A 12,795-nucleotide genomic window follows, 5' to 3' on the forward strand; every position below is an offset into this window, starting at 1 on the left:
TTCTTGCAGAATGCGGGGGCCGCGCGGATCAGCCGCGTTGTTGCGTGATGCCCATCTCGCACTCGACGAGCTGCGAGTCGAACAGCGCGCGCTCGCGCGTCGCGCGGGCCGAGCTGTCGGTGACGGAAAAGACGACGATCCCGACGAACGCGACCGCCATCGAGAAGAGCGCCGGATACTCGTACGGATAGAGCGCGTGCGGATGGCCGAGCACCTGCACCCAGACGGTCGGGCTCAACACGGTCAGCGTCACGGCCGTGACGAGCCCGAGCATGCCGCCGACGACCGCGCCGCGCGTCGTCATCCCGCGCCAGTAGACCGACAGCAGCAGCACCGGGAAGTTGGAGCTGGCCGCGATCGAGAACGTGAGGCTGACGATGAACGCGATGTTCTGCTTCTCGAACGCGATGCCGAGCAGCACCGCCAGCACGCCCAGCACGAGCGTGGTTGCGCGCGCGACGCGCATTTCCTCGCGATCGGACGCGTTGCCGCCGCGCACGACGTTCGCATACAGATCGTGCGAGATCGCCGACGAGCCGGCCAGCGTCAGGCCGGCCACCACCGCGAGTATGGTCGAGAACGCGACCGCGCAGATAAAGCCGAGGAACACATTGCCGCCGACCGCGTGCGCGAGGTGGATCGCGACCATGTTCACGCCGCCGATCACGGCGCCGGACGCATTGTGGTACTGCGGATCCGACGCGACCAGCGCGATGCTCCCGAAGCCGATGACGATGATCAGCACGTAGCCGATGCCGACGATCCCCGTCGCATAGAGGATGCTCTTGCGCGCGGCCTTCACGTCGCCGACCGTGAAGAATCGCATCAGGATGTGCGGCAGGCCGGCCGTGCCGAAGATCAGTGCGAGGCCGAGCGAGACGGCCGACACCGGATCGGACACGAGCCCGCCCGGGCTCATGATCGCGGCGTGCTTCGGATGCACGAGAATCGCCTGTGCGAACAGCGCGTTCAGGCTGAAGCCGAAACGGCTCAGCACCATCAGCGCCATGAATGCCGCGCCCGCGAGCAGCAGCACGGCCTTGATGATCTGGATCCAGGTGGTCGCGAGCATGCCGCCGAAGAATACGTAGACGACCATCAGCACGCCGACGACCAGCACCGCGACGGTGTAGTTCAGGCCGAACAGCAGTTCGACCAGCTTGCCCGCGCCGACCATCTGCGACACGAGGTACAGCAGCACGATGACGATCGAGCTCGACGCCGCGAACGCGCGGATCGGCTTCTGCTGAAGACGGTACGACACCACGTCGGCCAGCGTGTACTTGCCGAGGTTGCGCAGCGGCTCCGCGATCAGGAACAGGATGATCGGCCAGCTCGCGAGAAAGCCGATCGAATAGATCAGGCCGTCGTAGCCGCTCGTGAACACGAGCGCCGAGATGCCGAGCAGCGACGCGGCCGACATGTAGTCGCCCGCGATCGCCCAGCCGTTCTGGAACGCGGTGATCTTGCCGCCGGCCGCATAGTGGTCGGCCACGCTGTGATTCTTGCGTGCCGCCCAGCGCGTGATGACGAGCGTCGACGCGACGAACAGCAGGAACATGCCGATCGCGACCGGATTGTGGCCGTGTGCGACCGACGCGGGTTCGGCCGCGAACGCGGGCCATGAGCCGAGTGCGGCGAGCGACGCGATGAGCAGGCGTTTCATTTTGCGTCTCCCCGGCGGATGGACGCGACGAGCGCGTCGTGGACGGAATTGGCCCGGAACACGTACACGGCGACGAGCGCGAACGTCACGACGAACATGCCGAAGCCGACGGGGATGCCCCACGTGGCCGGCTGGCCCTGCACGATCGGCTGCCCGAGCAGCCCGGGCGAGAACGCGAGCGTGAGGATGAACGTGAAATAGATCGCCAGCATCGCGATCGTCAGCGTCCACGCGAACGTCCGGCGTCTTCTGACCAGATCGCGAAAGCGCGGGTTGCTCAGCAGCGGATGCGTCGCGGGGGCGAACGCATCCATGTCGAGGGCGGCGCCTGCGGCAGCCGGGATGGGGTGGTCCACGATGTCTCCTTCGTGTCGAATGCGTTGCAGCGGGTGGGCGGCGGAAGCGGCAGGAACAGCGGACTGCCCACGCCCCCGCCCGTGATCAGAAACGCGGCGGAACGGCGGTTTCCCGCATGACGGCTTCCGGCGTCCGGTAGCGTTCCGCCATCTCACGTTCGGTTTCGTTCTGGAGCTGGGCCTGCATGTACGCGCCGAGATGGCGCGCATGCTGCACGATCGCGATGCCGAACTGCGTGCGCACGTCGCTGTATTCCGCCAGCGCATCGAGCGTGTCGGCGCGCGTGGCGAGCGCGGCGACGAGCGCCATCGCGTCGCCGGCGGCCTTGGTGACACCCATCCCGCAATGCGGCCGCGCGACGAAGGCGGCGTCGCCAAGCAGCGCGATCCGGCCGAATGCCATCTGCGGCACTTCGAGATCGAAGATCGGCTGGAACAGCGGCTGGGTGGCACGCGATACGACTTCTGCGAACTGCGGCGCGAGCAGCGTGTGCGCGGCCTCCTCGACATCGGCAAGCACTTCGCGGCGGATCAGCGTCGGCGGAATGCCGCCGGACCACAGCTTGCCGGTCTCGTCGGTCAGCAGGTTCGGCAGGTCCTTGTCTTCGCTGGTCGCCCGGTACCAGACGAAGTTGTAGCGCCGCTCGCCGGGCTTCGTGCTGTTGCCCTGGCCGGCGACCGGATAGCCGAGGATCTGTTCGCGCGGCGGCAGGCCGAACGCGAAATTCTCGAACAGCGTCGCGTGGGTGGCATCCGACAGGCTCAGTTCGTCGACGAGGCCGCGCCACGCGACGTACCCGGCGTACCGAAGCCGGGCATCCGGCAGGAAGCGTTCGCGCACGGCGGAGCGGAAGCCGTCCGCCGCGACGACGAGGTCCGCATGCACGACCGAGCCGTCGGACAGCGTGACGGTGGCGCGGTCCGGCCCGTCGGCGACGTCGGTGACGATGGCGCCCGCGTGGTAGTGCTGGTCCGGCAACGCCGCGCGCAGCACGTGATACATCTTGCTCCACGCGGTGAGCGTCTGGGGCAGCCGGCGCTCGGACACGATCGACCCGTCCTGCGCGAGCGTGATGCGCGATTCCACCTTCACGCCGATCGATTCGTCGAGGCGAACGCCCGCGGCGAGCATCACCTCGAACAGCTCGGGATGGGTGACGATGCCCGCGCCGCGCCCGGACAGTTCTTCCGGCACGCGCTCGAACACGTCGACGTCCCAGCCGTTGCGCAGCAGGAGATTCGCGGTGAAGAGTCCGCCGAGCGAGCCGCCGATGATGGCCGCCTTCCGGTTCGTCATGGTGCTGTTGTGCATGTCAGTCTCCGTGAGTTCCAGTGTGCTGCGCCGCCGGTTCCGGGATGCTCAGGTGAGCGACTTCGGCAGCGGGGTAGTTGAGTTCGATCGTGACGCCCGACGGATCCTCGATGAAGACCTGATGCAGGCCGAGGCTCGGCACTGTCCGGTCGCGCCACGCGATTTGCTCGGCGCGAAGCGTGTCCCACATCGCTTCGACGCCCGTGGCCAGAAACGCGATGTGGTCGACGGTGCCGGTGCCGGTCGCCGACACGTCCTTGTCGCCGAGATAGGCGACCAGGCCGTCCGGGCTGCCCGGATCGACGCCGATGATGTGCACCGTCCCGTAGTCGCCTTCGTCGCCGCCCTTGTAGAGCCAGGCGCCGGGAAAGTCGAACGGCGGGCGGTAGCCGCGCTTGAAGCCGAGCACGCGTTCGTAGAACCGGCACGATTTCTCGAGATCGAGCGTGCGGATCGAGTAGTGCGCAAGTTTGGTGACAGGCATGGAGGACCTCGCTATTTATCGATAGATAACTTATCGTTCGATAAACTATAGTCGAAAAAATCGGCGTGACAAAGGCGGGAAGCAGCGGTGTTAACCCTTGGTCGGGGAAGGGGTTCGAAATGAGGGGGCGCGGATCGACTCGCTTACGGGTCGATCTCGCCGGCGATGGTTTCGTCCGCGTAGCACCATACCCAGCGCTCGCCCGGTTCGATCGAGCGGACGAGGTGATGGCCGGTCTCCTGGTAATGCCTGCTCGCATGACGGTTCGGAGACGAATCGCAGCAGCCGACTTGCCCGCACGTCAGGCACATGCGCAGATGGACCCAGCGTCCACCGGCCTTCACGCAGGCTTCGCAGTAGTCCTTGTCGGTGTGCAGGATGTGCGCGTCACCGAGATGGGTGCAGGTCGTGGCCATCGTCAACTCCGTGGAAGCGTCCGTGCATTGCGTGCGGGACTGCATTCCATTTTGGACGGTTGATTCGGGGCCGAGGCTTAATTGTTATTAATTCAGCGTCGTTGACGCCTGAGGTGCGGGCGGCCCGGATTAAGCCGCCCAAGTGACTCAAATGTTCGCGATCGAATCAGGGACGCACATTGCTGGTCGTTCTCCCGTCGGCGGGTAAATGCGCCACGTTCCGTCTTGGTGACGAAAGAAAAACATCTCGGCGTGCCCACCCATTCGGAATGTCTCGATGCATACATAGCATTCTTGAACGGATCGCCTGTTTCTGAACTTCGTGACCCGAACCGGTTTCTCCGGGTCAGGTACCAGCCAGTACGCGACCATCGAGCGTAGCGACTTGTCTCCGCCAGCCATCGACCTCTCCATCCAATTGCTTGACGCCATTGCCTTATCGCCGAGAGATGTGGAGCACATTCATTCTCCAGGAGCCAGACGCCTTAGGTACGTCCGACCAGGTGGTGCAATGAACGGCTTTTAGTTGCGAACCTGTCACTCGAAACACTAGCGTGTCTGTTCCGTCGATTCATGACGTGGTGCTGTTCATACTCTCGCCGCCAACATCCCTTCTGGTTGCCCACCACGTCAACGGCGCCAAGGTGGAGGGTGAAGGGCACGTTTTGCCGCATCAAGAAACAGTCGCTGGCGAATCGAGACGTCGCGGCTACCGGGTACGAAAGCCATCACGGGTGCCGGCGCAAGTCGCCAATCAGGTAGCAGGCGTATCAGCTTTCCAGCCGAAATAAGCGGGGCGGCGTCCCACTCTGAGCGTTCCATGATGCCGATGCCGTTGGTGGCCCAGTCGCTTATCACGGTGACGTCGTTTGACGAGAGTAAGCCTGCAACTGGAACCGTGACTGTTCTGGACGGCCTGTCGTCATCGGCGCGCGCTTCCGTAAATCGCCAGCGCGGCATGTCGTCGTCACTTTCGCGCAGGCGAAGGCATTGATATTGCCGCAGCTCTGACGGATGTGAGAGATTGATCCGACGGGCAGAGCTCGGGCTTGCACACAGCAGTCTCTCGTTCGGCGCGAGGTAATGTCCTACCCAAGCCGACGCCTCGGTGCTGCCGATGTTGATCACGACGTCTGCACTTGAAGCTGCGGCAACCGGGCTGTCCGATAGATAAAGTGCGACTTGCAGCTTCGGATGATTCCGATGGATATCGCGGATGATCGGCGCGACATAGGTTCTTCCGAAGCCAAACGGTGCGACGATGCGCAAGCTCCCGCTGATAGCGCCCTGGTCGTTCGAGATTCGAGACGGAATGGCTTCGATCCGCTCCAGTAGCTCCTCGGCTTCCTGCAGGAGACACTGCCCCTCGTCTGTCAGTGTCATATTGCGTGTGTCCCGTACTGCCAATCGAACGCCCAATCGTTCCTCGAGGCGCTGCAGGCGCACAGTGACAGCGGGAGGCGTCAGATACAGGAGACGGGCTGCAGCAGAGAGCGAGCGCGAGGCGCCGAGCGCCCGAATCATGCGCATATCGTCAAGGTCGACCATTAAAATTTCCTGAATGGACGATTGAAAAGGAATCGAGCACTAACGGCAGCCTGCCTACTACGCTGGACACAAGCTAGAGGATTTCTCGTCGGGAATTCCGGGTGGGCGCCAGAGGGGGTAACCGCTTGAATGGGAGATGTCCACCGGATCCCGACCAGCCCCTTGCGTACGCCATGCTGCCGAAATTCTCAATCGTGAATCTCATACGCGACACGAAGCCGCTCGCCGACAACCTCGCGAGCCTCAACCAGACGGCCATCCTCTCGGGACAATGGTGAGCGCTATCGCCAGCAAAAAACTGCATTGACCAGAAGCAAGGAAGAGCGCGGGCGCGACGGTCAATCGCGCCCGCGCCACTCAAGCGAAATCGGTTTCTTTACGCCGACGCCAGCTTGTCGAGGCTTTCCCGCAAAGCCTGATCGAGGATCGCGATGCCGCGATCGATTTCGTCTCGCGATACCGTCAGCGGCGGAGCAATGCGCCAGACCGAACCACGCTCCGGACGCCGGCGGATGTTCATGCTCAAGCCGAGTTCAAAGCATCTTTGCGTCGTCAGGCCGCCGAGCTTGTGATGCGGCTGGCGACTTTCGCGATCGGTAACAAGTTCGACGCCGAGCAGCATGCCTTCGCCGCGGACATCGCCGATGACGTCGTACTTCTCCTGCAACGCGAGGAACTGCTCCCGCATGTAGGCGCCCATCGTTCTTGCACGCGCGATCAGGTCCTCCTTCACGATCGTATCGAGGACAGCCAGTCCGACTCGCGCAGGCAGCGGATCGGAGACATGGCTGGTGTAGAACGTGAAGCCCTTTTCGTGAATGTCCTGTTCGATCGCCTCAGTCGTGATCGTGGCTGCAAGCGGCAGGCCGCCGCCCATCGTCTTGGAGACCGTCATGATGTCGGGCACCACGTCGAAGAAATCGGATGCGGTCCGATGACCGATACGACCGAAAGCAGTCTGGGCCTCGTCGAAAATGAGCAGCATTCCACGGTCGTCCGCTGCCTTGCGAAGGGCCTGCATGTACGACTTGGGCGGCACGAGCACGCCACCGGCGCTGATCACCGGCTCGATGATGATGGCAGCGCGTCGCCCGGACGACGCCATGTCGAACATCTTCAACCCAAGCTCGAGGCACGCGAGTGCCGACTCTTCGCCGGACATGCCCTTGATGTACGGACGGTACATGTTCGGCTCGGGCATCACATAAACGCCGGGCTGCGGCACCCCGTAGCCTTTGCGATCGCTGGCGAACGACACGCCGCTGGCAGCGCCGGTCACGCCATGCCACGATCCGCCCACGGCCAGTACTTCGTGACCTCCGGTGTACATCTTCGCCATGCGCAGCGCGATTTCGTTGCTCTCAGAGCCAGTGTTGACCAGAATGGACTTCTTCAGGGGCGCATTCATCCAGTCACGAGCGAGCTTGCTGCACAGCTCGGCGACCACTTCCGGAATCATCCCGCTGAACATGTGAAACGCTTCCTTGCCGGCGCGATTTACCGCCTCGACGATGGCCGGATGGTTGTGGCCGATCGTGGCGCACATCTGACCCGACGTGAAATCGAGAATCTCTCGTCCCGTATCGTCGACGACGGTCGCCCCGCTGGCCGAACGAAAGAGGTTCGGGAAGGTGTCGCCGCCATAGCGCACCATGAATTCCTTTGCTGCTGCACGAAGATCGAGGTTCATAATTTGAGATCCTATTGACTGGCTGGGGTGAGTAAAATTTAAAGTGGTGCGTGCAAACGCGTCCAATGTTGAATTTGCATCCGGTCGTCATGCGTGGAACGCATCGCGAGTTGCGCAGCACGCATCGGCAGCAGAATTTCTCTCCCGAGGTTTCAGATGGACACAAGATGGCTCCAGGACTTCCTTACGCTGGCGGAAGTGCGCAATTTCACGAAGGCAGCGGAAATGCGAAACGTGTCTCAAGCGGCATTCAGCAGACGCATCCAGGCAATCGAACAGTGGCTTGGTGTCAAGCTGATCGACCGCAACGCATTTCCGACTGCTTTGACGGAGGCCGGCGAGAAATTTCGCGAGACGGCAGCAGAAATCGTTAGCAAGCTCTCGTCGACTCGTGTGGAGTTGCGTGCAGTGCCGGCGCGAAACCACGTGCGCATCGCTCTTCCGTACGCACTCGCGACAACCCGTCTCCCCGACTGGTGGAAGAGCTGGTCGAGCGGCCACGAGATGAGCTGCAGCCTTGAACTCGGGAACGTTCACGACACCGTGTCCTCCCTGACGTCGGGCATGGCGGACCTGTTGATCTGTTTCCAGCAGGAAGAGCACCCCATCCGGATCGACGACGACCGCTTCGAGAAACTTGATCTCGGCGTGGAGGTCGTGAAGCCCTATGCCGCTCGCCACGAAGTCGAAAGCGGCCGCATTGCAATGCCGGGCAGCGAGGATCAGCCGATTCCGCTGCTGATGTATTCGCCGACCGTCTACTTCGCACGGGTCGTGGAAAGTGCGATGAAGAAGGCGCCGAAAATTGTCGGCTATCCCGTGTTCGAGGCGGAGATGTCCGACGTGCTTGGCGATCTCGCGTCCAGCGGACTGGGGGTGGTCTGGTTGGCTGACAGTTCATTTCATGCAGGCCGCGACTGGAATCTCGTGCCGCTGGGCGACGGAAAGTGGGACGTTCATGTATCCATTTGCGCGTACAGGGCCCGCGGCCCACAGCGCCCCGGCGTCGAGGAACTGTGGAGCGCGATAAGCTCCAGCGTCGAGCAAAGCCCTCAGTGATGGAGTATTCGGGAGAGGAACTTCCTGGCTCGCTCGTGCAATTCGCCCTGTGACTCGAAGAAGCGGTCCGTTGGTGCGTCCTCGAGAATTTGGCCTTGATCCATGAAGATCACGCGGTTCGCGACCCGTCTGGCAAAGCCCATTTCGTGCGTGACGACCAGCATCGTCATTCCGTCCTGCGCCAACTCGGTCATGACATCGAGAACCTCGTTCACCATTTCGGGATCGAGCGCTGACGTGGGCTCGTCGAAGAGCATGACTTGCGGGTCCATTGCGAGCGCGCGCGCAATCGCCACGCGCTGCTGTTGGCCCCCTGACAATTGCCCCGGATATTTGGATTCGTGCGCCCTCAGCCCGACCCGGTCCAGCAATGCCTGGCTGCGGTCGGTCGCTTCATCCCTGCTTCGCCGCAGCACGCGCATCTGCGCGAAGTTGATGTTTTGCAGGATTGTGAAATGAGGAAACAGTTCGAAGTTCTGGAAAACCATGCCGACTCTTGCCCGATAGTCCTTGGCAATCCGGCCACCGGGACGCAGCGCCTGGTCGCCGACCAGAATTTCGCCGCTCTGAAAAGTTTCGAGGCCGTTGATCGTCTTGATAAACGTCGACTTGCCGGAGCCGGACGGGCCGCACACGACGGCTACGTCACGCTTGTCGACGATTGCCGAACAACTGTTGAGCACTTGAAACTTTCCGTACCACTTTGAAACGTTGTTGATCTGAATCACGGTCCACTCCACTGCCGGTTTTAGACAAATTTCGGCTTTTCCAGTCTGCGCACGAAACCCGAAACAAGAAGGCTGACCGCAAGATAGACGGCCGCCACAAAGAGATACGGTTCGACGAGGCTGGCATCCCGCTCACCGATACGCGACGCGGCGCCGACCAGATCCGTTGCGGAAATGACATACACGAGTGAAGTGTCCTGAAACAGCACGATGATCTGGGTCAGGAAAATGGGGATCATGTTCTTCATGGCCTGCGGAAGAACGATAAACGTCAGGACAGACGAGCGTGACAGCCCGAGGGCTGCGCCGGCGGCCCATTGGCCAGACCGGATGGACCGAATCCCCGAGCGGATGATCTCGCAGAAGTACGCAGCCTCGAAGAGAATGAAAGTCAGGATCGCGGTCTGCTTCGCGTCGACCTTGATGGGTTGATCGCTTCCGATCACCCACTGCAGGATGAGCGGCAGGAGGAAGAAGATCCAGAAGAGGACGAGAATCAGCGGGATGGACCTCATGAGGGTGACGTACCAGCCAGCGAGACGGCTGACGACCGTGACCGGAGAAATGCGAGCCACTGCGAGAAGGAGCCCGAGAGTCATTCCGCCAGCAATTGCAAAGGTGGTTAACTCGAGCGTGTAGGTGAAACCGCTGGCGAGGTAGCCGAGATTGTTGGTAACGATTGAAAAGTCCAGCTTCACGTTATTTCCCCAAAGACCGATTCAAGCCGGCACCGCGTCTCGCCGTTCGAGGAAACCCATCATTCGATAGGCTGCCAACGCGACGAGAACATAGATGAGCGTGGCGACGGAAAACGCTTCGAAATACGCAAACGTCGTTTCCCCGATCTCCCTGGCCCGGAACGTCAGCTCGGCAAAACCGATGGTCATCGCGACCGACGAGTTCTTGATCAGGTTCATGCTTTCACTGGTAAGCGGCGGCAAGACGACGCGCAGCGCCTGCGGCAGCAAGATGAATCGATAGGTGTCGAGAGATCGGATGCCCAATGCAGTCGCCGCCGAGCGTTGCCCTCGGGAGAGCGATTGGATACCGGCGCGTATCTGTTCGCTTACGCGAGCCGACGTGAAAAGCCCAAGGCAGACAGCGGCAAGCACGAATTGCACGGTTGCCGCGTCGGTCTGGACTGCCCACCGCTTCAACGGATCGATCAATTCGGGCAACACGAAATACCAGAGAAACATCTGTACCAGTAGCGGGATGCCTCTGAAAAACTGCACATACCATCCAGCCAGCGTACGTACTGCGGCCGCGTCGACGGTGCGTGCGATGCCGATCGCGATGCCCAGCGACATGGCGATCGCCCAACTCGCGACGGAAATCGATACTGTGCCGGCAACGCCATGAAGAAACAGAAGCCAGTAGGGCTGTTGCGAGTCTGGCGAAATCTGGGCGAATACCGCCCAGTTCCATTGGTAGTTCATCGGGTACTCCATTGTCATGTGTCGCCGTCTGCGACCTGCCACGCAGGTTCCGGCAATACGGGGCCGTGCAGAGCACGGCCATTACCGGTCAGACGCCGTTGCTGTTGGGCGACGCCATCAGCTTCTGCAAGGGCTCCGATAGCGGCACCCCGAGCGTTATGCCCTTGGGAGGAACCGGTGCGTTGAACCAACGGGCATAGATTTGCCGAAATTCACCGGATTTGAAGAGTTGCAGCAACGCGTCGTTTGCAACCTGCTTGAATGCTTCGTCGCCCTTTCTGATCATCAACGCGTAAGGTTCTGTCGAGAGCATCGGCCCTACGACTGCCAAAGCGGACGGGTCGCGTGCCCCCGCACGAAGGCTGTAGAGAAGGATGTCATCCGTTGCAAATCCGGACACGCGGCCTGTCTGCAAGAGCAGCAAACTCTCCGCATGGTCCTTGCCGTACACCAGATTGAGCCCGAGCTTCCTGCTCACGTTGACTTCCTGAACTGCCTTGATGTTGTTGGTACCAGCCGTCACGGCGATGGCCTTGCCTTTGAGGTCGTCAATCGATTTGACGCCGGAAGCGGTCTTCACCATCACCCGCGTTCCGGTCACGAACGTCGTATCGAGAAAATCGACCGTCTTTTGTCGCTCCACGGTGTTCGTGGTCGACCCGCATTCCACGTCGATCGCACCATTGACGAGCAGAGGGATCCGGTTCGATGCGGTGATCGCCTGGTATTTGACCTTGATGCCTGGAAGCTTGAGCCGCTGCTTCACGGCATCCGCAATCTTGTTGCACAAGTCGATCGAAAACCCCACGGGCTTCTCGCTGGCATCCATGTAGGAAAACGGTATGGCCGTTTCCCGATAGCCGAACACGATCTCGTCGTTCTGCCGAATCTTGTCGAGAGTACCGCCTGTCTGTGCGAAGCAAGTACCTGACATTATTAGTAGTGCGAATGATACATGGCGCGTAAAACGGAATCGCATGATGCTCTCCAGTCGTTAAGGATTGATCAGTCGAAGTATCTTTTCAAAGGCGTCGAGGCCATGCATCAGGTGAGTCCGCACCGCGGATGCAACACCTTCCGCGTCGCGATTCCTGAAGCGCTCCATGATCTCTCGATGCTCGACAATCGACGCTGCTACACGGTCGGGGTCGGACCAGAGCATGTATCGCGGAAATTGCTCCCACATCTGCTCGATAAGGTTGAGCAGGACGGGATTGCGGGCGGCTTCGTACAGTGTCCGGTGGAAACGACCATCTGCGAGCCGCAATTCGCGCATGTCGCCTTGCTCGAATGCGCTCTCCATTTGTCGCGTATACCTGTCCAGATCGACGATGTTCTCATCGGTCGCGTTCTGGGTGGCAAGCGCCGCCGCTTCCGATTCAAGCACTGCACGAACCGAATAGGTGTCCCTCACCCGCTGACGGTCGAGCTCCGCCACGCGCATGCCAAGATGTGTGTCATGCACGAGGAGCCCCCTTGATGCCAACTCGAGGACCGCTTCCCTGACGGGCGTTGCGCCAAGATCGAGATCGCTCATGAGCTGCATCTGGCGCAGGGACTGGCCGGGGCGATATTGCCCCTCCAGGATGGCATCCTTCAGGCGGGCAATCGCCTGCTGCCGCTTGGTCAACACGATCTGTTCGGACATTCCGTCTCACCTCCGTTGTGCGTATCTTTATAAACCATTTTATAAAATGCAACCAAAAAAAGGGGAGACGCTCACGGTACGGTCGGTTTTGAGGGTAAACGATGATGAATTCCGGCTCCGGGCGAGCCATTACCAGGCGTCGGCATCCGACCTAAAGGGGAAGATCCGGGAGGCGGATCCCCTTCGTCACCTCTGATGGTTGCGTCGCAATGCATAAACCGATGGCGCCGTGTCGCGCAAGAAGGCGGCGACTGCGCGAACATGCGGTTCAAGCTGCGACTCGCCAGTAGCACGCGAACCAGTGGATCGCTCGATGCCCACTGGCAATCTGTAAATCTTGCGCTAGAGCAACTGTCTATTTGTACAGTTCCCATGATCGCTTCTCATGAATTGCACCGCCGTCCATCTCAAGTGGATACGTTCCTCTGATGAGCGGGCGCGTTCCATTG

The 12,795-nt window shown here is 61.1% G+C and carries 13 protein-coding genes; 1 reads left to right on the forward strand and 12 read right to left on the reverse strand.

What is annotated here, in order from left to right:
* Positions 1-28: 28 nt before the first annotated feature.
* The 7 genes from ACV229_RS21085 to ACV229_RS21115 all read right to left on the reverse strand — a co-directional run bounded on the left by ACV229_RS21085 (position 29) and on the right by ACV229_RS21115 (position 7,472).
* Complete coding sequence (locus ACV229_RS21085; RefSeq protein ID WP_448085037.1) at positions 29-1,666, reverse strand: cation acetate symporter; 1,638 nt, start codon at positions 1,664-1,666, stop codon at positions 29-31.
* Positions 1,663-2,022, reverse strand: coding sequence for a DUF485 domain-containing protein (locus tag ACV229_RS21090; RefSeq protein ID WP_448085038.1), 360 nt, complete (start codon positions 2,020-2,022; stop codon positions 1,663-1,665). Before ACV229_RS21090 ends, ACV229_RS21085 begins: the two co-directional genes overlap by 4 nt.
* A gap of 85 nt (positions 2,023-2,107) precedes the next feature.
* Positions 2,108-3,334, reverse strand: a complete 1,227-nt coding sequence (locus ACV229_RS21095; RefSeq protein WP_448085039.1) for an FAD binding domain-containing protein — start codon at positions 3,332-3,334, stop codon at positions 2,108-2,110.
* Between the two features lies 1 nt (position 3,335).
* On the reverse strand, positions 3,336-3,818 hold the full coding sequence (locus tag ACV229_RS21100) for a VOC family protein (RefSeq protein WP_448085040.1): 483 nt from the start codon (positions 3,816-3,818) through the stop codon (positions 3,336-3,338).
* A 143-nt stretch (positions 3,819-3,961) separates the two neighbouring features.
* Entirely contained in the window at positions 3,962-4,234 is a 273-nt protein-coding gene (locus ACV229_RS21105; RefSeq protein WP_448085041.1) for a UBP-type zinc finger domain-containing protein, read from the reverse strand.
* A 630-nt stretch (positions 4,235-4,864) separates the two neighbouring features.
* Positions 4,865-5,782, reverse strand: a complete 918-nt coding sequence (locus tag ACV229_RS21110) for a LysR family transcriptional regulator (protein ID WP_448085042.1) — start codon at positions 5,780-5,782, stop codon at positions 4,865-4,867.
* Positions 5,783-6,158: 376 nt separating this feature from the next.
* Complete coding sequence (locus ACV229_RS21115) at positions 6,159-7,472, reverse strand: aspartate aminotransferase family protein (RefSeq protein ID WP_448085043.1); 1,314 nt, start codon at positions 7,470-7,472, stop codon at positions 6,159-6,161.
* Between the two features lie 156 nt (positions 7,473-7,628).
* On the opposite strand from ACV229_RS21115, the gene ACV229_RS21120 reads away from it, so the two are divergent.
* Positions 7,629-8,531 carry a LysR family transcriptional regulator gene (locus ACV229_RS21120; protein WP_448085044.1) on the forward strand — a complete coding sequence of 301 codons (903 nt, stop codon included), beginning with the start codon at positions 7,629-7,631 and terminating at the stop codon, positions 8,529-8,531.
* On the opposite strand, the gene ACV229_RS21125 is transcribed toward ACV229_RS21120, so the two are convergent.
* From ACV229_RS21125 to ACV229_RS21145, 5 genes are all read right to left on the reverse strand, one after another.
* Entirely contained in the window at positions 8,525-9,259 is a 735-nt protein-coding gene (locus ACV229_RS21125) for an amino acid ABC transporter ATP-binding protein (RefSeq protein ID WP_448085045.1), read from the reverse strand. The two genes, ACV229_RS21120 and ACV229_RS21125, sit on opposite strands and share 7 nt — an antisense overlap.
* Before the next feature lie 20 nt (positions 9,260-9,279).
* Positions 9,280-9,957, reverse strand: coding sequence for an amino acid ABC transporter permease (locus ACV229_RS21130; protein WP_448085046.1), 678 nt, complete (start codon positions 9,955-9,957; stop codon positions 9,280-9,282).
* A gap of 21 nt (positions 9,958-9,978) precedes the next feature.
* Positions 9,979-10,698, reverse strand: coding sequence for an amino acid ABC transporter permease (locus tag ACV229_RS21135; protein WP_448085047.1), 720 nt, complete (start codon positions 10,696-10,698; stop codon positions 9,979-9,981).
* A gap of 88 nt (positions 10,699-10,786) precedes the next feature.
* The gene (locus ACV229_RS21140) at positions 10,787-11,677 is read right to left on the reverse strand and encodes an amino acid ABC transporter substrate-binding protein (protein ID WP_448085048.1); all 891 of its coding nucleotides are present in this window, start codon (positions 11,675-11,677) and stop codon (positions 10,787-10,789) included.
* Between the two features lie 15 nt (positions 11,678-11,692).
* The gene (locus tag ACV229_RS21145; protein ID WP_448085049.1) at positions 11,693-12,346 is read right to left on the reverse strand and encodes a GntR family transcriptional regulator; all 654 of its coding nucleotides are present in this window, start codon (positions 12,344-12,346) and stop codon (positions 11,693-11,695) included.
* Positions 12,347-12,795 lie beyond the last annotated feature (449 nt).

The sequence above is a fragment of the Burkholderia sp. MR1-5-21 genome (assembly GCF_053427715.1).